This is a genomic window from Anaerococcus sp. Marseille-P3915, from assembly GCF_900258475.1.
GTDB classification, from domain to species: Bacteria; Bacillota; Clostridia; order Tissierellales; family Peptoniphilaceae; genus Anaerococcus; species Anaerococcus kampingae.
Genome location: NZ_LT984887.1, coordinates 531305 through 550638, shown reverse-complemented (window position 1 = coordinate 550638; position 19334 = coordinate 531305). Strand labels below are relative to the sequence as shown.

The 19334-nt window shown below is 31.4% G+C and carries 19 protein-coding genes; 17 read left to right on the top strand and 2 right to left on the bottom strand.

Annotated features, from left to right (window positions below; genetic code table 11):
* Positions 1-25 precede the first annotated feature (25 nt).
* From C8269_RS02755 to C8269_RS02690, 14 genes are all read left to right on the top strand, one after another.
* Positions 26-1237 carry an NAD(P)/FAD-dependent oxidoreductase gene (locus C8269_RS02755; RefSeq protein WP_106460327.1) on the top strand — a complete coding sequence of 404 codons (1212 nt, stop codon included), beginning with the start codon at positions 26-28 and terminating at the stop codon, positions 1235-1237.
* Positions 1234-1887, top strand: a complete 654-nt coding sequence (gene cmk / locus C8269_RS02750; protein ID WP_106460326.1) for a (d)CMP kinase — start codon at positions 1234-1236, stop codon at positions 1885-1887. The genes C8269_RS02755 and cmk overlap by 4 nt, the downstream gene beginning before the upstream one ends.
* Positions 1877-2470 carry a lysophospholipid acyltransferase family protein gene (locus C8269_RS02745; protein WP_106460325.1) on the top strand — a complete coding sequence of 198 codons (594 nt, stop codon included), beginning with the start codon at positions 1877-1879 and terminating at the stop codon, positions 2468-2470. The genes cmk and C8269_RS02745 overlap by 11 nt, the downstream gene beginning before the upstream one ends.
* Positions 2470-4542 (top strand): bifunctional 4-hydroxy-3-methylbut-2-enyl diphosphate reductase/30S ribosomal protein S1, encoded by a 2073-nt coding sequence (locus tag C8269_RS02740; protein WP_106460324.1) that lies wholly within the window; start codon positions 2470-2472, stop codon positions 4540-4542. The genes C8269_RS02745 and C8269_RS02740 overlap by 1 nt, the downstream gene beginning before the upstream one ends.
* Before the next feature lie 56 nt (positions 4543-4598).
* The gene (miaB, locus tag C8269_RS02735) at positions 4599-5951 is read left to right on the top strand and encodes a tRNA (N6-isopentenyl adenosine(37)-C2)-methylthiotransferase MiaB (RefSeq protein ID WP_106460323.1); all 1353 of its coding nucleotides are present in this window, start codon (positions 4599-4601) and stop codon (positions 5949-5951) included.
* A gap of 121 nt (positions 5952-6072) precedes the next feature.
* A complete protein-coding gene (locus tag C8269_RS02730; RefSeq protein WP_106460322.1) occupies positions 6073-7053 on the top strand; it encodes a V0D/AC39 family V-type ATPase subunit in 981 nt (326 codons plus the stop codon).
* Positions 7054-7055: 2 nt separating this feature from the next.
* Positions 7056-7949 (top strand): hypothetical protein, encoded by an 894-nt coding sequence (locus C8269_RS02725; protein WP_106460321.1) that lies wholly within the window; start codon positions 7056-7058, stop codon positions 7947-7949.
* A complete protein-coding gene (locus C8269_RS02720; RefSeq protein WP_106460320.1) occupies positions 7933-9297 on the top strand; it encodes a V-type ATPase 116kDa subunit family protein in 1365 nt (454 codons plus the stop codon). Before C8269_RS02725 ends, C8269_RS02720 begins: the two co-directional genes overlap by 17 nt.
* 17 nt (positions 9298-9314) lie before the next feature.
* The gene (locus C8269_RS02715; RefSeq protein ID WP_199792146.1) at positions 9315-9749 is read left to right on the top strand and encodes an ATP synthase subunit C; all 435 of its coding nucleotides are present in this window, start codon (positions 9315-9317) and stop codon (positions 9747-9749) included.
* A gap of 1 nt (position 9750) precedes the next feature.
* Positions 9751-9987 carry a V-type ATP synthase subunit F gene (locus C8269_RS02710; protein WP_106460319.1) on the top strand — a complete coding sequence of 79 codons (237 nt, stop codon included), beginning with the start codon at positions 9751-9753 and terminating at the stop codon, positions 9985-9987.
* A gap of 11 nt (positions 9988-9998) precedes the next feature.
* Complete coding sequence (locus C8269_RS02705) at positions 9999-10604, top strand: V-type ATP synthase subunit E family protein (RefSeq protein WP_106460318.1); 606 nt, start codon at positions 9999-10001, stop codon at positions 10602-10604.
* The gene (locus C8269_RS02700) at positions 10588-12330 is read left to right on the top strand and encodes a V-type ATP synthase subunit A (protein WP_106460317.1); all 1743 of its coding nucleotides are present in this window, start codon (positions 10588-10590) and stop codon (positions 12328-12330) included. Before C8269_RS02705 ends, C8269_RS02700 begins: the two co-directional genes overlap by 17 nt.
* A gap of 4 nt (positions 12331-12334) precedes the next feature.
* Positions 12335-13711, top strand: a complete 1377-nt coding sequence (locus C8269_RS02695) for a V-type ATP synthase subunit B (protein WP_106460316.1) — start codon at positions 12335-12337, stop codon at positions 13709-13711.
* Positions 13701-14333, top strand: a complete 633-nt coding sequence (locus C8269_RS02690; protein WP_106460315.1) for a V-type ATP synthase subunit D — start codon at positions 13701-13703, stop codon at positions 14331-14333. Before C8269_RS02695 ends, C8269_RS02690 begins: the two co-directional genes overlap by 11 nt.
* A gap of 150 nt (positions 14334-14483) precedes the next feature.
* Here the strand turns inward: C8269_RS02690 and C8269_RS02685 are convergent, their stop codons facing one another.
* The gene (locus C8269_RS02685) at positions 14484-16043 is read right to left on the bottom strand and encodes an IS1182 family transposase (RefSeq protein ID WP_106459992.1); all 1560 of its coding nucleotides are present in this window, start codon (positions 16041-16043) and stop codon (positions 14484-14486) included.
* Positions 16044-16129: 86 nt separating this feature from the next.
* Positions 16130-17296, bottom strand: a complete 1167-nt coding sequence (gene rodA / locus C8269_RS02680; protein WP_106460314.1) for a rod shape-determining protein RodA — start codon at positions 17294-17296, stop codon at positions 16130-16132.
* 102 nt (positions 17297-17398) lie between these two features.
* Here rodA and nth point away from each other — a divergent pair, with 102 nt between their 5' ends.
* Genes nth through C8269_RS02665 form a run of 3 tightly spaced genes read left to right on the top strand, consistent with a single transcriptional unit; the run spans position 17399 to position 19329 of the window.
* Positions 17399-18043, top strand: a complete 645-nt coding sequence (gene nth / locus C8269_RS02675) for an endonuclease III (RefSeq protein WP_267895196.1) — start codon at positions 17399-17401, stop codon at positions 18041-18043.
* Positions 18036-18878 carry an HAD family hydrolase gene (locus tag C8269_RS02670; RefSeq protein ID WP_106460312.1) on the top strand — a complete coding sequence of 281 codons (843 nt, stop codon included), beginning with the start codon at positions 18036-18038 and terminating at the stop codon, positions 18876-18878. The genes nth and C8269_RS02670 overlap by 8 nt, the downstream gene beginning before the upstream one ends.
* Positions 18871-19329: a tRNA (cytidine(34)-2'-O)-methyltransferase gene (locus C8269_RS02665; protein ID WP_106460311.1), complete on the top strand. Its 459-nt coding sequence runs from the start codon at positions 18871-18873 to the stop codon at positions 19327-19329. The genes C8269_RS02670 and C8269_RS02665 overlap by 8 nt, the downstream gene beginning before the upstream one ends.
* Positions 19330-19334 lie beyond the last annotated feature (5 nt).

The following is a 19334-nucleotide window of genomic DNA, read 5'->3' as shown; positions in this document are numbered from 1 at the left end:
TATCTTTTTTTGTGGGAAAAATTATATGAAAAAAATTGGAATTATTGGAGCAGGACCAGCTGGACTTATGACAGCCATTCTTGCAAAAAACGAAAATAATGAAATATATATTCTTGAGAGGAATTCTAAAATAGCTAGGAAACTCAAAATGACAGGTGGAGGAAGGTGCAACATCACGAACATGTCATATGATGGAGATTTCCTCGATAAAGTTGTAAGAAATAAAAAATTTGTCTACTCTTCCTATGCTAAATTTAATAATTATGACTTAATAGACTTTTTAGAAAGTGAAGGCATTGCAACAATAGCAGAAGAAGATGGGAGGGTATTTCCTAAATCCCAACAGTCACAAAGCCTTATTGACTTTTTCTATAAAAAAATAAACGACTTAGGTATAAATTTATTAACAAATACAAAAGTTGTAGATATTAAGAAGAATAAAAAGTTTATTGTCAAAACTGATGATCATAAATTTGAATTTGATAGTCTTGTTATAGCTACTGGAGGTAAGTCGTATCCTAAAACTGGATCAGATGGACTAGGATATGACCTATGCAAAAAACTTGGTCACCATATTAGCAAAATTAGTCCAGTGCTGGTTCCTATCTTCATTAAAGATAAACTTAATATCAAGGCCCTATCTCTAAAAGATGTGGGCCTTAGTCTGGAGTCTGATGAAAATTCAGTATATCAGGTTGGAGATATATTAATAAATTCTGATTTTATAACAGGACCAGTAGTCCTAAGGGCAAGTTCCTTAATTGATAATGACAAGGTAAATCATATTTATATAGATTTTTTTACAAAATACACTTATAATGAATTAGACGACCTTTTACTTGATTTAATAAATCAAAATCCCAAAAAATCTATTCTAAATATTCTAAAATCTATAATCAACGATAGCTTAGTAGGGGTAATTGGTCAAAGACTTAAAATTGATAAAGACCTAAGGGCGAGTGAGCTTAGTAGGGACTTGAGGATGCTAATAATAGAAAATTTAAAGAAATTCGAGCTAAATTTTCTTAAATTAGGCGGCTATGAATCAGCAGTTGTTACCAGGGGTGGGGTAGACTTGTCTGAAATAAATCCAAGCAGCATGATGTCTAAAAAAATTGATAATTTATTTTTTGTAGGCGAAAACCTTGATATAGATAGCCTTACTGGAGGGTACAATCTTCAAATCTACTTTTCTACAGCTTATGCTTGCTCACAATATATAAGGGAGAGGATATGACATATATAATAGCGATAGACGGGCCAAGTGGTTCTGGAAAATCAACTATTTCTGAAATTTTAGCTAAAAAATTAGGAATAGAATACTTAAATACAGGCCTAATGTATAGGGCTGTTACTAAGTTTTTCTTAGATAAGGGTATGGATGAAAAAACTGATGATCAGATTTTAATAAGGTTAATTGATGAAATAGAGATCGATTTTAAGGATGAAAAATTATATCTTTTAGGAAGTGACGTCACTAAAGACCTAAGAAATGATCAAATTACAGCTAATGTCTCTTGGGTTTCAGCCAAATCCTATGTTAGGGAGAAGATGGTAGACCTTCAAAGACAAATAGCTAAAAATACATCTTTCATCCTAGATGGTAGGGATATAGGAAGTGTAGTATTTCCAAATGCTAAATATAAATTTTACTTAACTGCTTCTGCCCTAACGAGGGCTAAAAGAAGATTTGATCAGGGTGAATCAGAACTAAGTGTAGAAGAGATTGAAAAGGCAATTATAAAGAGGGATGACTATGATTCCCATAGAGAAATTTCTCCATTAAAGCTAGCAGAAGGGGCAATATTAATTGATAACTCAGAACTTAATATTGACCAAACAATTGAATTGATACTTTCGTATGTGGAGAAAACTGATGTTTTATAATTTTTTGGTTATACTTGTAAGGATTTTACTTTTTCCTTTTTATAGGATCCACGTTCATGGTAAGGAATTTATACCAAAGGATGCAAATTTTATAGCATGTGCAAATCACTGGTCTAATCTTGACCCTTTTTTCCTTGCTATATCCTTACCTATAAGATTTTATTTTATGGCAAAAAAAGAACTTTTTGAAATCCCTGTACTTAGAACTTTATTAAAAAAAGCAGGAATGTTTCCAGTAGATAGACAAGGAAATGACCTCAAGGCCTTAAGACATGCTATAAACCTAATTAAGGAAGACCATACCCTAGGAATTTTCCCTGAGGGAACCAGAGTCAAAACCATTGATAGGGAAAATATGAAAGAGGGAGTAGGATTCATAGCTTTGAAAGCTAAGGCTGATATATTGCCAATTGAGATTGTCACAAATTATAAGCTGTTCTCAAGGGTAGATATTTATGTTAAGGAACCAATGAGGATAGAAAAGTATTCAAACCTAAAAAATAAAGAAGCGATGAAAGAAATTTCTGACCACATTTTCATAAATTTATATGAACATAGTAAAGAATTGAAAGAGAGTAGATAATGGAAATTATTATTGCAGATAATTCTGGTTTTTGCTTTGGAGTCAAAAGAAGTGTTGACCTTGCCGAAAAAGCTCTAAAATCAAAAAAAAATAAATATACTTTAGGTCCTTTAATCCACAACCCACAATTAGTGGCAGATTTCGAAAAAAAAGGACTAAAAGTTATTGATCATGAAGAGGCTCTAAAAATCAAAGATTCCTTAATAGTCATAAGAGCCCATGGAGAATACAAAAGCTTTAAAGATAAGCTTATTGCTAATGGCAACGAGCTTTATGATGCAACTTGTCCTGTTTTAAATAGTATATATAAGAAGATTTCTGATAAAGAAAAAGAAGGCTATCAGGTAATAATTGTTGGAGATAAGAAGCATCCAGAAATAATTGCTATGGAATCTTTTATAAACAATGGTATAGTAGTATCAGATGAGACTGAAGCAAAAAATATTAAGAATTATGAGAAGCTATATGTAGTTAGCCAGACTACAAATAGGTTTGAATTTTTTGTAAATATTGCTAACAAGTTAGAAGAAAATAATGATAGTGTAGTAATAGAAAACACAATATGCAATGCTACAAAATTAAGGCAAGAGTCTGCTAAAAAATTAGCGGATTATGTAGATTGTATGATTGTAGTTGGTGGTTTTAATAGTTCTAACACAAATAAGCTATATCAAGTAGCTAGTTTGTATTGTAAAAATGTTTTAAGGATTGAAACTGTTAAAGATCTACCTTTGCAAAAGCTCTCTAAATTTAAAAAATTAGGAATAATCGCAGGTGCATCTACGCCTGATTCGATTATTAAGGAGGTAGTAAGTAGTATGGATGAATTCACAAAAGAAGAATTTATGAACAGTCTAGAGGATAGTTTAAAGAAGATTTACCCTAAAGAGGTGATCACAGGTACAGTAATCAATGTTAAAGATGATGAGGTATTTGTAGATATCCAATATCGTGCAGATGGTATTGTTAAACTAGACGAAATGACTGAAGAGGAACAAAAAGATCCTAAAAACAGTTTTGAAGTTGGTGATGATATAGACGTATTCGTTATCAAACTTGATGATGGTGAAGGTAATGTTAGCCTATCTACTAGAAGAGTAGAAGGTATGAAAGCATGGAAAGAACTTGCTGAAAAGTTTGAAAATGACGAATTAGTACATGGTAAAGTTGTTGGCTTTAACAAGGGTGGCCTAACTGTTGAAGTTAATGGTGTAAATGGTTTCGTACCTGCTAGCCAAATAGCAACTTACTTTGTAAAAAATCTTAAGAAATTTGTTGGTGAAGAATGGGATCTTAAGATCATCAGCATCGATGAAAGAAAAAATAGACTTGTTCTATCTAGAAAAGATGTACTTGAAGCAGAACTTGATGACCTTTGGGAAGATTTAGAAGAAGGCCAAGTTGTTACAGGCAAGGTAGCAAGACTAACTGACTTTGGTGCATTCGTAGAAGTTAACGGACTTGACGGATTACTTCATGTTTCAGATATCGCTTGGACAAGAGTTGAACACCCATCAGATGTCCTAAATGTGGATGATGAAATCGAAGTTAAAATCCTAAAATTAAATAAAGAAAAAAATAGAATATCTTTAGGTCGCAAACAACTTCTAGACAAACCATTTGAAAGTTTTGTAAATAGCCACAAAGTTGGTGATGTAGTTGAAGGAAAAGTAGTAAACCTACTTGACTTTGGTGCATTTGTAGAAGTAGCTGATGGTGTAGAAGGTCTTGTTCATGTTTCAGAAATTTCTTGGGATCACGTTGAAAAACCATCTGATGAGCTTACAGTTGGTGACACAATCGAAGTAAAGATAATCTCAATAGATACTGAAGATGAAAAAGTCGGTCTTAGCATTAAAGCTTTAAAAGAAGCTCCAGAAAGACCAGAAAGAAAACCAAGAAGACAATCTAGAACTAACGATAGACCAAGAAGAAAAGTAGAAAAAGATAATTCTTCTTCATCATTTGGTGATGATGACCTAAATAACAACCTTGGAGATATGCTTGCACAAGCTCTATCAGCACAAGGTTCAGAAGATTTACTTGGATCTATTGAAGAAGACGCTGAGTAAGATTAATAAAAATGGAGATGATTTTTATCATCTCTTTTTTTACTTAAAGGAGGAACATGTCTGACAAATTAGATAAATACAAAGATTTCTTTAGAGGAAAGACCTACAATATAACAACCTTTGGCTGTCAAATGAATGAGCATGATTCTGAAAGAATATCCTATATCCTAGAAGATTTGGGTTATAGATATGAAGAGGATAGGAATAAGGCAGATTTTATCTTATTCAATACATGCTTAGTAAGAGAAAATGCAGAGCTAAAGCTATATGGTCAAGTTTCATCATTAAAGAAACTGAAAAAAGAAAATCCCGAAAAAATAATTGCTGTATCAGGATGTATGATGCAAACTGAAGTAGCTAGAAATGTTATAATTGATAAACATAAGGAAGTAGATATCATCTTTGGTACTAAAAACATCAACTCCCTTAAGGATTTAATCTTTAGATATCTTGAAACAAATGAAAGAGTCGTCGATATATCAACAGATAATGTAAAAGATGATTTTGTAAAATATAACACCCCAAATGATTTTCAAGCCTATGTAAATATAATGACCGGTTGTGATAATTTCTGTTCCTATTGCATAGTTCCTGAATCAAGAGGTAGGGAAGAATCTAGACGCCCTTCATCAATTATAGAAGAGGTAGAATATTTGGTTAACAATGGCTATAAAGAAATAACCTTACTTGGTCAAAATGTTAATTCTTATGGCAACAAAGCCGATTTCAAACACACATTCCCAGAGCTTTTAGAAAAAGTGGCTCAAATACCAAATCTAAAAAGACTTAGGTTTACAACAAGTCATCCAAAAGATTTATCCGATGAACTTGTAGAAGTAATTAAAAGAAACGACAATATATGTAAGTATTTTCATTTACCACTTCAATCTGGTTCATCAAAAATTCTAAAAGACATGAATCGTCATTATGATCAGGCAAAGTATCTTGAAAGAGTTAGAAAACTTAAAGAAGAAATACCAGAAATCGCAATTTCAACAGATATAATAGTAGGTTATCCTACAGAAACAGAAGAAGATTTTAAAGAAACACTTAAGGTATGTGATATAGTAGGTTACGACACAGCCTTTACTTTCAAATATTCACCTAGGCCAAAGACAAAGGCTGCAAAACTTACTCCATTAGATGATGATGTAATCCAAGATAGATTTGATAGGCTTTTAGATGTCTTATATCCACATTTTTATGAAAAGAATAAGACTTATATAGGTAAAACTGTAGAGGTATTATTAGAATCAGAAAGTAAAAATAATCCTGAAGTTCTTACAGGTAGAACTGATGATTTCAAGTTAGTTCATGTGAAAGCCGATAAGAGTTTAATTGGAGAATTTGTAAAAGTAAAAATAAATGACAATACATCCTTTACAATATCAGGAGACTTAGTTGAATAGCCCAGCCTTAGCTGGGCTTAAGTCCTTTTCCAGATATATATAAATGATATTAGTTATTTAAAAAGCTTTTTTTATAAAAGAATTTAAGGTACAATATGTTAATGTCAGGAAAGGAGGTTTTATGAAAGATGTTTCTGTAAAAGCTAAGGCTAAATTGGGGAAACTTTTAGATGATTATTTGCTAGAAAGAACTATAAATGAGAATGATTTTGATAGAAAAATCTCATATTTAAAGAAAAATTATGAATTTCTATCAGCTGATGATGATAAACTAATTGTTGAAGAAAAATTAAATAATTATTTTTTCAAGCAAGTAAGGTCAATTGACTTCTTTTTAAGAGGCTTAGATAAAAAATTTTATGAATTATATTTCTCAATTTACAAAATTTATTTGATACAAGAAATAATTACAAGTATATTAAATGATTCTTTATCAGATAACTATAAATACTTCGTAAACAGCCCGTTTTTTGAAGGAATGGAGCTATCAGCTAGTTTTTCTTTACATGATTTTGTTGAATCTATTAAAGATAAACATATAAAAAGGGTCTTGGAGCCGTTTTTAAATGAAAATATGGATCAAGACCAATTGATATTTTTATCTTCTAATGCTCTTATAAAATTGTATTATAGAGACTTACTAAAAATGAGCGAAAAGTTCCCTAGCAATGATTATAAGTACATCAACAGATATATAGCTGAAGAAATCAACTTGTTGAATTTTGAAATGCTTTACAGGTTAAAATCTTTTTTTGAAATAAATAATAACGAAGTTTTTAACTATCTTATAGAGGGTGGATATCTGTTTAATGCAGATAGACTTAGAGAGATATCTAATCTCAATAAGGACGAATTTATAGAGTATTTTTCTGATAGTAGGTATAAAAATATTTTTGAAAATGAAGATTTGGTTTACAAAAGAATACAAGATAGAAGATGGAAGAATTCTAGAGATGAAATAATCAGTGAGAATTGTGACATCCTTTATGTTATCTCTGCAATAAATCTTTTATACTTGGATATTAAAAATATTATTTCCATACTAGAGATGGATGGACGATATGATTACAATCAGAAAAGAGAATTGTTAATAGGAAGGTAGATATGGCAGTAGAAAAAATGAACCTAGTTAATATTACATCCAGACTAGAAAATCTTACCGATTTATTAAAGGATGTAATAAATATAGGTCAAATCGAACCAATTGATGCTTTTGGTCAAGTGGCTAGTAGAGCTTTCTCTGTCAAGGCTAGTAGCGAAAATGTCGAACTGACTGAGGATATGAATAGTATTACAAGCTTTCAAGGTCTTAGCAAAGAAGAACTTGAAAAACTTGATTATCTAAAGAAATTCTTTGATATTAAAGATGATGAAAAAATCGGTAAAATAACTAAAGTTATTGAGAAAGATGAACTTGACAGACTCTATACTAGACTTGAGCCGATGATTAAAAGACGAGAAAGCCTTGTTGAAGAAAAAGAAAAATTATTAACTTATAAAAATAATTTGGAGATTCTAAATAGGGCAGATGTTGATATTGATAAGATTAAGCACTTAAACTATTTCGATTTTAGATATGGCGAGGTGACAAAAGATGGTAGATTTATTCTAAAAAATAACTACGAAAATATACCATCACTAATCATCCACTTAAACGATGAAGATACTAAAAGTGCTGATGCGATTAACACTTTGATTGAGCTAGACAATAAAACTAGTGAAAGAAGAAGAAGTGTTGATGCTATAATTGAAAATGAAAAAGCTGAAAGCTTAAAAGTTGCTAATAAGATTGATCAAACCTATCTTGAAAAAATTACAAGAGAAGTTGCGGAGTTAAATAAAAACAACGATGAAGAAATAAGCAAAGAAGCTAGTGAAATTAAAAAATCTTTTTCTGACAAGAAATCTAGCATTGAAAGCCTATACAAGGATGAGGTTGACATGCTCGTAGATGAAGCATTCGAAAAAATAATCAAGGAGGATGGCAATGACAGATAAAATAAAAAACTCTAAAGAAAATTATCTATTAGTCTATCCAAAACAGGTTAGTGAAGATATAGGTAGGGCTGTAAACACAATGGGCTTTATCGATATGGAACTTCCTGATGAGAATCTTGATACAATAAATGCTAAGTTAAGTAGTATAGGAAAGGAATTAGATAATCTAGAAAAAGATATCAAAGATTTTAAGGATAATAACGAAGAAACTTTCGAATCTTTACCAAGTACTGTTGAATACTATGAAAAAAGCGAAAATATCATTAGTAAGATGGCCAAGGGTGAAAAATATTTATACTTAACTGGTTGGGTTCCAAATTCTAAGGTAAAAGAATTTGAATCTTTATCCAAAAAATACGACAAAACAAACGTAGAAGTAAAAAAAAAATATAATCAAGAGCCACCAACAAAGTTAAGAAATAACAAGCTCTTTAGACCCTTCGAATTCCTAGTAAATATGTATGGAGCACCTAATTATAACGAAATTGACCCAACTCCATTTTTCGCAGTAACTTATATGCTCCTCTATGGAATGATGTTTGGTGATTTAGGACAAGGTTTAGTTTTTATTCTTCTAAGCTTTTTTGTAGATAAGATTAATAAAACCTTCGGATCACTAATAAGAAGAATTGGATTTTCTGCTTGTTTCTTTGGTTTGATGTATGGATCATTTTTTGGAATAGAGACATTGATTCCTACATTATTGATTAAACCATTTGATAATATCATGAAAGTCCTTATAGCATCAGTAGCCTTTGGTATAATGCTACTTGTAATTGCATATTGTCTAGGTATTTATAACAAATTAGTAAAACAAAAAAATATCGAAGAAGGAATCTTTGGTAAGGAAGGCCTTGCAGGACTCTTGATGATGATTTCATTTGTTTTATTAATACTTAACATTGTAAAAGTAAATCCACTTCCAATGCCTTTTGCTCTTTGTCTGTTGATTCTATCAATAATAATGATAGTATTTTCTAAACCAATATCAGCTAAAATTGAAAAGAGAGATGAGGTCTTTGAATCAAGTGCCTCAGATTATTATGTTGAAAGTTCATTTTCAATAATAGAAGCCTTGCTTTCAGTATTTTCAAATCTTGTTTCATTTACTAGGGTTGGAGCCTTTGCTATCAACCACGTTGGTCTATACATGGCCTTTGAAGTTATGAGCAAACTTGTTGGTGGCGGGATTTTTGGAATAATAATATTAATATTTGGTAATGTTTTAATCATTGGCCTTGAAGGAATGATTGTCTTTATCCAAGGTCTAAGACTAGAATTTTATGAAATGTTTAGTAAGTATTATCAAGGAAACGGTCGTAAATTTAGACCAATTAAGGAAAACTAATTTAAAAGGAGAAGAATATGATTAAATATACAGCATTACTTGCACTAGCAGTTGTCATTATGACAATTTATTCAGGTTTATACCTACTAAAAAATAACGAAGATAGCTCAAAAGCAAAAATAAAAAAAGCATTAAAGATAAATTTATTTACCTTTGTACCACTAATGTTGATGATTATGGTATTAATTCTTCCATCAACATCAAAAGCAGCAGGAGAAGCTGCAGCTGCAACAGCTACAGCAAGCGATGGACTTAAATATATAGGTGCAGCTCTATCTACAGGACTTGCTACAATCGGTACTGGTTATGCAGTTGGTACAGTAGGATCTGCAGCACTTGGCGCAATTTCTGAAGACCAATCAATACTTGGTAGAACAATCATCTTTGTTGGTCTTGCTGAAGGTATTGCAATCTTTGGTGTAATTATTTCAATCCTAATCCTATACGCATAAAATGAAAGCAAAGATTCTAACTGATTCAAACAACTTGCTTACAATGTTTCGTCTTGGAGCTATTGAAGCAAGCTTGGTTGATGAGAATAATTTTGAAGAGGAATTTAGGAATTCATACAAGGATGAGAATCTTGCTATATTGATAATTACAAGATCAGTTTATAATAAAAATAATAATAGGATTGATAATTATAGAAGAGATTACACAATGCCTTTAATTGTAATTATTGATGGCTGAAAGGATTGATTATGCTAGACTTAGAAGCAAAACTATCAAGTTTTAGAAAGATGGTTTGGGATGAAGAAAAGATAAAAACGGATGAGGAATTATTCCTATCTACCGAAAAGAATTCATCCTATATCGATAATAAGAATAAACAAAGAAGTAAAGAATTTGAAGAAAAGCTTAAAGATCGTAAAAACTTTCTAAAAATAAGAAAAAACGAAGAAATATCAAAAATTAAGCAAGAAGAAAAAAATAACTTTTTTGCTTACAAGGAAGAATTGCTTGATGATTTTTATAATAGATTAATTAGTAAACTAAGGGCATATAAACAAACAGATGCTTATAAAAAATCTTTATCTACTGAAATAAAAATGGTTATGAAAGAACTTTCTTTATCAGAAGATGAGATTGTAGTATGTGTGTTAGAAGATGACTTAGCTTTAATAGATTTTAAAAATAAGCAAGCGATGGATAACACTTATATAGGTGGCTTTATACTAAAAGATATCAATAATGAATTCAGATATAATTTTAGCTATAAAGAAAGAATTAGAGATAAAAAATATGAATTTGGTAAAAAATTATACCAAGTTCTTGAAAGTGAGCGTTTTAATGAATCCAATAATTAAAACAATTAATGGACCTGTTGTTTATGCTCAAAACGCAAGAAGCCTTAAAATTAGAGAGATGGTTTCAGTTGGTAATTTAAAACTAATTGGGGAAGTTATTTCCGTTGAAGGTGACCTTGCAACTATTCAGGTATACGAGGATACATCAGGTCTAAAAGTAGGAGAGGATATCATCTCTACATCAATGCCTTTATCAGTAAGACTAGGTCCTGGTCTATTAGGAAATATGTTTGATGGTATAGAAAGACCTCTTAAAGATATAATGGATAAACACGGAGCCTTTATACCATCCGGTATTGGTTTTGACAACCTTGATCTTGAAAAAGAATGGGATGTTAAAATTAAATTTAAAAAAGGTGACAAGATTAAAAAAGCAGATATTTACGCCACTATAAAAGAGACAGAAGTAATAGAGCATAGACTAATGTCTAGCTTTACTGGTGTAATAGTTGAAGCTAAGGTAGATGGTAAATATAAGCTTGAAGATACCATACTAAAGGTAGAAAATGATGAAGGTGTTTTTGACCTTAAACTTTACCAATATTGGCCTGTAAGAAATCCTAGGCCAGTTAAAAAAGCCTTAACCTTACAAAATATTTTAGTTACTGGCCAAAGGGTATTAGATGTATTTTTCCCAATAGCAAAGGGAGGTACAGTTGCAATTCCTGGAGGATTTGGTACAGGTAAGACAATGCTCCAACATCAGCTTGCCCAATATTCTGATGTTGATATCATAGTATATATTGGTTGTGGTGAAAGAGGGAATGAGATGACTCAGGTACTTGAGGAATTCCCAGACCTGATCGACCCAAATACAGGTAAGGACCTTATGCAAAGGACAATCCTGATTGCTAACACTTCAAACATGCCAGTTGCTGCAAGAGAGGCAAGTATATATACAGGTATAACTATCGCAGAATACTATAAGGATATGGGCTATGATGTGGCTCTAATGGCAGATTCTACTTCTAGATGGGCAGAGGCATTAAGGGAAATTTCCGCAAGGCTAGAAGAGATACCTGCAGAAGAGGGCTATCCTGCCTATCTTGCATCAAGACTTTCCAAATTTTATGAAAGAGCTGGATATTTCGAAAACCTAAATGGAACAAAAGGTTCAGTAACCTTAATAGGGGCTGTATCTCCATCGGGTGGAGACTTTTCAGAACCAGTAACTGAAGCAACCAGACGTTCTGTAAATGTGTTTTTAGGTCTTGATAGGAAACTTGCTTATTCAAGACATTACCCAGCTATAAACTGGCTAACTTCATATACTAACTACTTAGAAAAGATGCAAGACTACTACAAAGAGCATTACAATTCTGATATTATCGCTATAAGAAATAAACTTATGAATGTATTGATTTCTGAAGAAGAAGTTAAATCAATAATGATGTTAGTTGGATCAGATGCCTTATCAGATGAACAAAAAAATACCCTAGATGTGGCTGCCCTAATTAGAAATGGTTTCCTACAACAAAATGCTTATAACGCTATAGATAAGTATGTGCCTGTGGATAAGCAAATTATGATGCTTGATATAATAGATAAATACAATAATTTAAGTAACCAAGCTCTTAAAGATGGTATTTCATATAAAAAGATATATGATTCAGACTTATTAAATGAAATAAGCCAGATGAAATACAATGTTGAAAATGATAAATTAGAAAAGCTTAACCAGCTAGGCTCTAAAATTGAGAATTATTTTGCTAATTTGAGGGGGTAAGCTGTTGAGAAAAGAATATACAAAAATCAAAAAAATAGAATCTTCTATCATAGAAATTGAAAAAGTAAGTGATATAGCCTACAACGCCCTAGTTTCTGTTCATGCAGCAGGAATGGAGTTTGTAGGATCAGTTGTAATGGTTGATGATGATACTGTAACAATTGAGGTTTATGCAAATACAGATAATTTCTCTGTAGAAGATATTGTTGTTAGTTTCTACGAAAAACCATTAGAATTACCTCTCAATGAGAGTATTCTAGGTAGGACTTTTAATGGTATAGGTCAACCTATTGACAATGGTGGAGACATTTATTCAGAAGAAACATATCCTGTCGAAGGTCTTGCACTAAATCCAGTTGCAAGGGAATATCCAAGAGACTTCATACAAACAGGAATTTCTGCTATTGATACCTTGACCACCCTAATCCGTGGCCAAAAATTGCCGATTTTTTCAGGATCAGGTCTACCACATAACGAAATTGCAGCTCAAATTATTAGACAAGCTAAACTAAAAACTGATGAAGACTTTGCCTTTGTCTTTGCTGCTATGGGTATTAAAAAAGATGAGGCAATGTTCTTTGAAGATGCTTTTTCTAAAGCTGGAGTAAAGGACAAGCTAGTAATGTATCAAAACTTAGCCGATTCACCAATAATGGAAAGACTTCTTGCTCCAAAATGTGCCCTTACAGCTGCTGAATACCTTGCCTACAAGAAAGGCTACCACGTGCTTGTAATCATAACCGATATGACAAGTTATTGTGAGGCCCTACGTGAAGTATCTTCTATAAGAGGAGAGATACCTTCAAGAAAAGGCTACCCTGGTTACCTTTATTCAAATCTAGCTAGTCTCTATGAAAGGGCAGGTATGATTGAGGGAGTGAAAGGTTCTGTAACCCTTATTCCAATCCTAACCATGCCTAATGATGATATCACTCACCCAGTTCCAGACTTGACTGGTTATATTACAGAAGGACAAATAGTAATAGATAGGAACCTTTCAAGTAAGGGAGTCTACCCACCAATAAATGTCTTGCCTTCTTTATCAAGACTTATGAAAGATGGCATTGGTGAGGGCTATACAAGAAGTGATCATGAAGATGTAATGAACCAATTATATGAATCATATTCCAAGGTCATAGATGTTAGAAACATTGCACAAATTGTCGGTGAGGATGATTTGTCAGAAGTTGATAAGAAATACCTAGAATTCGGTGATGTATTTGAAAGCAAATTTCTATCACAAGATCAAAGTGAAAATAGAGAACTTGAAGAAAGTTTAGATTTAGCTTGGGATATATTAAAAATATTACCAAGAAACGAACTTCACAGGGTATCTGAGAAAAATCTTGATAAATTTATAGGTAAGACTGATGAACAATGAACAAATAGCAAGTAAAGCCAATCTAATAAAAGCTAAGGAAGAACTAAAGCTATTAGATGTTGGTCTTGATATTCTAGATAAAAAAAGAAAGGCCTTGATGAATGCTCATGAGAGTAAAATTAAGGATAGGGATGCTTTAAATAAAAAAGTAAACCAAACAATGAATGAAGTAAGTCATAATTTCAATAAAGCTATGACAAGTATAGGCCAGGCTAAGCTAGAAAATTTAGCCGGTCTTATACCGATTGATAATTCAATAGAAACAAAGAATACAAAATTCATGCAGACTGACATAGCAGAAATAAGATTTACTCCTAAGAAATTATCTTTATCTTATTCATTTTATCAGACAAATTCTCTATTTGATGAAGCTTTAATAGCTTTTAATAAATTAAAAGCAGATATTTTTAAATTAGCAGAGCTTGATAGTACAATAAATAACTTGGAAATAGAAATAAGAAAATCAAATAAAAAAGTTAATTCTTTGGAAAAAATACAGATACCACAAAAGTCAGAACTTATCAAAAGTATTTCTCAAAGTATTGAAGAAAAAGAAAGAGAAGAATTCTCTAAAACAAAAATTGTTAAAAGAAATAAAGAAAAAGGTGATGTTGCAGAATAGGTAAATCTATTCTGCGCATTGCTTTTTTTATTATATATCTGTATCAAGCCATTAATTTTTATAGAAGTTTTTAAGTTGAGAATGAATTTTTCCACATTTTTATTAAAAATAGGCTCACTTAATAGAGCTTATGAAATTAATATTTTTTTCTTAAGCAGCTTTGTATTTTATGATGTTTAAATCTTTATTTTCTATTTTTGATGACAGTTTATTTAAGTTTAGTGCTATTGATAAGAGGCATATTTCACTTATTATATTTTCTTTTCCTCTATGGTGGAATCTGTTGTAGTTTAAGCCTGACTTTATTTTGGAAAATGCTCCTTCGGCTTGGATTGATCTATTTAATCTTTCTTCTATTCCTTGGTCAGATATTATGTTTTCTAATGATTCTTTCCTATATTTTTGGAAGGTTTCTGCTATGTAGATTCCTTTAGTTTTTTGACCATCTTTGTTCCAATCAAAACACCTATAGACCTTTGTAGTTGTTATATATCCACTTTTTCTTTTATTGTATCTGTCCTTGCATCTTATGAATTCTTTGCCTTCTTGTGATATATATTTGTCTTGACTTTCATCATAGATTAGACTTCCCTTAAATTCTTGCTCTTTTTTATATTTTCGTGTTTTTGATTGCTCATAGTTTGATGGTTTTATGTACGATGTTAGCTTATTTTCTTCTAGATATACATAGTTTTCTTCACTTTCATATCCTGCATCTGCTACTATTTTGTCTAGTTTGTTTGGATAGTTTTCTTGTAGTTTTTTTAAGAATGGTTTTAGGGTGTACATATCGTTTGTATGGTGGGATATATTTTCACCTATGATGAAACCTGATGCGCTTGCAAGCTGAATGTTGTAGGCTGGCTTTAGTTGACCATTTCTCATGTGGTCTTCTTTCATTCTCATGAAGGTTGCGTCATGGTCTGTTTTTGAGTAGGAGTTTCTGTAATCTCCCATTATTTCTAGGTGTTCTTGATAAGTTTCTAACTTATTTTTCCAATCTTTTAGTTGTTCATAGTCTCGTTGGAGTTGATGTTTTCTTTTTCCTTGACCATGTACGAAGTTTATTTTCTTTTCTATACATTCTTTACTTACTTGATTAAATGATATCTTTACTACTTCTAATACTTGGGATGGTGTTAAGTCTTTATTTAAATTGAAGTGCTTTATTATTCTGATTCTTAGTTTTTCTTGCCATTTTTCTGTGCTTCCTCTCCGGACAAAGCTGTATCTGTTGGCATAAGCTTCTATTTTTGTTCCATCTATGTATATACTTGATAGATCTATTTGCTTTTCTTCTACTAGTATTTCTACTATTTGACTTAGTAGATTAGGTGTTAGATTTACTATTTTCTGTCTAAATCTATTTATTGTGCTATGATCTGGTGGGGTTTGTCCGTCAAGAAGATATTTTATTCTTAGATCATATTTACATGATTTTTCTATTTCTCTTGATGAGAATATTCCTTCAGAGTAGCAGAATATTATTATTTGAAGCATTGTTACTGGATTTACAGTAGGTTTTCTCCCAAATGATGAGTAGACTTTTCTTAGTTCTGTTAGGTCTATCCTTTCAATTATATTTTTTACAAGCCTTAGTTTTATGTCATCTTGGATGTATACTTCTGTGTTAAAGTTTAATTTTAATTGAATTGTATCACCAACTAGTGTAAGATTAGTTAATGATGATGTATTACTATTTTGTTTCATAAATACATTGTATCAGAAAAAGACGAGGATTTCACTTTCCTCGTCTTTTTCTATGTTAGGACTTTTGCAACAGCCCCTTTACTTTATTATTTTCTTTTAGATGGTCTAACCATTGTAACTTCAAGAGGTGAAACTCGATTATTATCAACAATACCATCATCATACTGGGTCTTTTGCATAGATGATGAAAGCGCCAGTCCCACACAAGATAAGGTAATTAACTGGAAGGTACCTCCATTTGAAAAGAATGGAAGAGGTATACCAGTAACAGGCATAAGTCCTATAGTCATTCCGATATTTTCAAAAACGTGTATGAAGATTAATCCAGCAATTCCTGTTACAAGTAGGCTTATAAAAGTATTATTTGAAGTTTTTGCGATTAATACAAGTCTAAGTATCAAGACTGTAAAAAGGACTAGCATAATAATTGCTCCAACAAAACCAAGTTCTTCAGCTAAGACTGAAAAAATAAAGTCTGTTTCTTTCTCGGGTATATAACCATATTGAGATTGGCTTCCGTTAAGGTATCCTCTTCCACCAATCATACCAGATCCTATAGCTATCATACCTTGTTGTTGCTGCCAGTTCGATCCTGATGTATCTCTATTAGGATTTAGGAAGTTTTCAATCCTATCAGCCCTAAAGCCACTCAGATTTGTAAGAAGTATTATTCCTACCACAAGACCAATAGCAAGTAAAATTCCAATCCACTTCCAAGAGATTCCTACTATAAATATCATTGCAGCTATAAAAAACAAATATACCATGGATGTTCCAAAATCTGGCTGCAAAAGTATAAGGAATATTGGAAAGCCGGCAAATAAGATAGTCAAAACTAGAGTCTTTATAGAGTTTATCGAATATTTATATTTATCTAGAAAGGCTGCTAGGCAAAATATCAGAATAACTTTAGCTATTTCAGCTGGCTGGAAGGAAAAAGATCCAATATATATCCAGCTTCTAGCTCCCCATTCATCAAGACCTCTACCTAAAAATAGCGTTGATATTAGCATTATAATCATTCCAGCATACATAATCATATAGGGCTTCTTAATAACATCTAAATCAATTGTACAAAGTGCACCTATAATCAAAAATCCCAATATTGTAGCAAAAATCTGAGTTTTTATTGCGCTCAGATTGCCGCCATAAGCTGAGTACAAAACTACTAATCCGTAGACAGAAAGACAAATCGTTACCAATAGTAAAATTATATCAAAGTCTTTAAAATTTTTCTTTTTTAAATTAAACATATTATCACTCCAATTCTTATTTATTATATAGCAGATGATGAACAAAAACAATTCTTAGCAGGCAAAAATAAGTAAAGTATAATAATTGGGAAAGTTGGTGATATTATTTTATCTAAAAATAACATAAAAAAAGTATTAGATCTTCTAGATATAATGTATCCAGATGTGGATCATTCGATGCTTGACTTTACAACACCCTTTGAGCTTTTGGTGGCAACGATACTTTCTGCCCAAGCAACAGACGTTAGTGTAAATAAAGTGACAAAGGAAATGTTTATAGAGGCAAATACACCAGAAGATTTTGCAAACATGGATATAAAGAAACTAGAAAATTATATTAGATCTATTGGTATATACAGAAATAAAGCGAAAAATATACAAGCTGCAAGCAAAATTCTTATTAATGATTATAATTCAATAGTACCAAAAGATAAAAAAGAATTACAAAAACTACCTGGAGTAGGTAGAAAGACAGCTAATGTTGTTGTATCAAATGCTTATGGGATTCCAGCTATTGCAGTAGATACACATGTATTTAGGGTTTCTAATAGGATTGGTCTTGCTAATGCTAATAATGTTGATAAGACAGAAGACCAATTAGAAAAAAATATAGAGCAGTCAAGGTGGACAAAAACTCACCATCAAATAATTACTCATGGTAGGGCCTTATGCAAGGCTAGAAATCCACTATGTGAAGAATGCCAATTAAATAAATTATGCGAATATTACAGGAGGCAAAATGATTAAATTATTTGCTTTCGATATTGATGGAACCTTGCTAGATTCCTCTATTAAAATGCCAGATAATAATATAAAAGCCCTTAGAAAATTAAATGATTCAGGTATCAAGACAATTTTCGCTAGTGGAAGAGTCTTATCATCTATAAAATATTATCAAAAAATAATAGGTTATGATAATCCAATAGTAGCTACAAACGGCTCTATGATTGCTCTTGCATCTAACAATATTTATAAAACATATTATATTGATGACGATATTTTAAAAGAATTATTCGAATTTTGTAAAGAACTAAAACTTGAATTTCATTTTTATGATGAAGAAAATTATTATACAAATAGGGTAAATTTGGATAGAATCAAACATCTTAAAATTGATAATAATTATGGAATGAATTACCAAGTGGATTTGATAATAAAAGAAGACCCAGTTTCTTATCTATTATCTCAAGGTAAGTCTGCTAATAAATTTCAAATTTCAGGTATAGATAAAAATAAACTTAGTAAAGAAGAAATCGTTTCAAAGGTGAATGAGAAGTTTGCTGATAAACTTTATATAACATCTTCCGGTTCAAACCTTATTGAACTATCAAATAAAAATTCTAGCAAATGGAATTCAATAAGTGAGATTTGTGAGATTTTGGGTATAAGTATAGAAGAGGTAGCTGCTATAGGTGATTCATACAACGATATTCCTATGGTGAAAAATGCTAAGCTTGGTTTTGCTATGGGCAATGCCAATGAAACTCTAAAAAAATATGCTGATATAATTGTAGGAGATAATGACTCCTCAGGAATTGTAGAGGCTTGTGATTATGTTCTGAGGTTAAATAAAAATGTATAATGTCGTTTTATTAATGCCAGAGCATCCTGGTAATGTTGGTAACATAGCAAGAACTTGTGTCTTAACAGAGTCACGATTGCATTTAGTAAGGCCATTCAAATTCAACTTATCAGATAAATACCTTAAAAAGGCTGGTATAGATTATTGGGATAAGGTAGATTTAGTTATTCATGACAGTTTGGAAGAATTTTTATCCTATCTTGATGGAAAAAACTTTTATTTAGTTGAAACACCAAGTAAGCAAAAATATACCGATATAAATTTTAAGGATGGTGATTTTTTGATATTTGGAAGGGAAAAGGAAGGGATTGATTCTAACTTACTTGAGAGATATCAGGACAAAATCATAACTATACCGATGACAAAAAAGCTTAATAGATCGCTTAATCTTGCTAATTCAGTTTCAATAGTGGTCTATGAAGCCTTAAGACAAGTAGATTTTAATTTTTAAAGGAG

What these genes read in the sequence shown, in the direction of transcription:
- C8269_RS02755 (WP_106460327.1), top strand. Translation starts at nt 26, where the DNA reads ATGAAAAAAATTGGAATTATTGGAGCAGGACCAGCTGGACTTATGACA.
- cmk (WP_106460326.1), top strand. Translation starts at nt 1,234, where the DNA reads ATGACATATATAATAGCGATAGACGGGCCAAGTGGTTCTGGAAAATCA.
- C8269_RS02745 (WP_106460325.1), top strand. Translation starts at nt 1,877, where the DNA reads ATGTTTTATAATTTTTTGGTTATACTTGTAAGGATTTTACTTTTTCCT.
- C8269_RS02740 (WP_106460324.1), top strand. Translation starts at nt 2,470, where the DNA reads ATGGAAATTATTATTGCAGATAATTCTGGTTTTTGCTTTGGAGTCAAA.
- miaB (WP_106460323.1), top strand. Translation starts at nt 4,599, where the DNA reads ATGTCTGACAAATTAGATAAATACAAAGATTTCTTTAGAGGAAAGACC.
- C8269_RS02730 (WP_106460322.1), top strand. Translation starts at nt 6,073, where the DNA reads ATGAAAGATGTTTCTGTAAAAGCTAAGGCTAAATTGGGGAAACTTTTA.
- C8269_RS02725 (WP_106460321.1), top strand. Translation starts at nt 7,056, where the DNA reads ATGGCAGTAGAAAAAATGAACCTAGTTAATATTACATCCAGACTAGAA.
- C8269_RS02720 (WP_106460320.1), top strand. Translation starts at nt 7,933, where the DNA reads ATGGCAATGACAGATAAAATAAAAAACTCTAAAGAAAATTATCTATTA.
- C8269_RS02715 (WP_199792146.1), top strand. Translation starts at nt 9,315, where the DNA reads ATGATTAAATATACAGCATTACTTGCACTAGCAGTTGTCATTATGACA.
- C8269_RS02710 (WP_106460319.1), top strand. Translation starts at nt 9,751, where the DNA reads ATGAAAGCAAAGATTCTAACTGATTCAAACAACTTGCTTACAATGTTT.
- C8269_RS02705 (WP_106460318.1), top strand. Translation starts at nt 9,999, where the DNA reads ATGCTAGACTTAGAAGCAAAACTATCAAGTTTTAGAAAGATGGTTTGG.
- C8269_RS02700 (WP_106460317.1), top strand. Translation starts at nt 10,588, where the DNA reads ATGAATCCAATAATTAAAACAATTAATGGACCTGTTGTTTATGCTCAA.
- C8269_RS02690 (WP_106460315.1), top strand. Translation starts at nt 13,701, where the DNA reads ATGAACAATGAACAAATAGCAAGTAAAGCCAATCTAATAAAAGCTAAG.
- C8269_RS02685 (WP_106459992.1), bottom strand. Translation starts at nt 16,043, where the DNA reads ATGAAACAAAATAGTAATACATCATCATTAACTAATCTTACACTAGTT.
- rodA (WP_106460314.1), bottom strand. Translation starts at nt 17,296, where the DNA reads ATGTTTAATTTAAAAAAGAAAAATTTTAAAGACTTTGATATAATTTTA.
- C8269_RS02670 (WP_106460312.1), top strand. Translation starts at nt 18,036, where the DNA reads ATGATTAAATTATTTGCTTTCGATATTGATGGAACCTTGCTAGATTCC.
- C8269_RS02665 (WP_106460311.1), top strand. Translation starts at nt 18,871, where the DNA reads ATGTATAATGTCGTTTTATTAATGCCAGAGCATCCTGGTAATGTTGGT.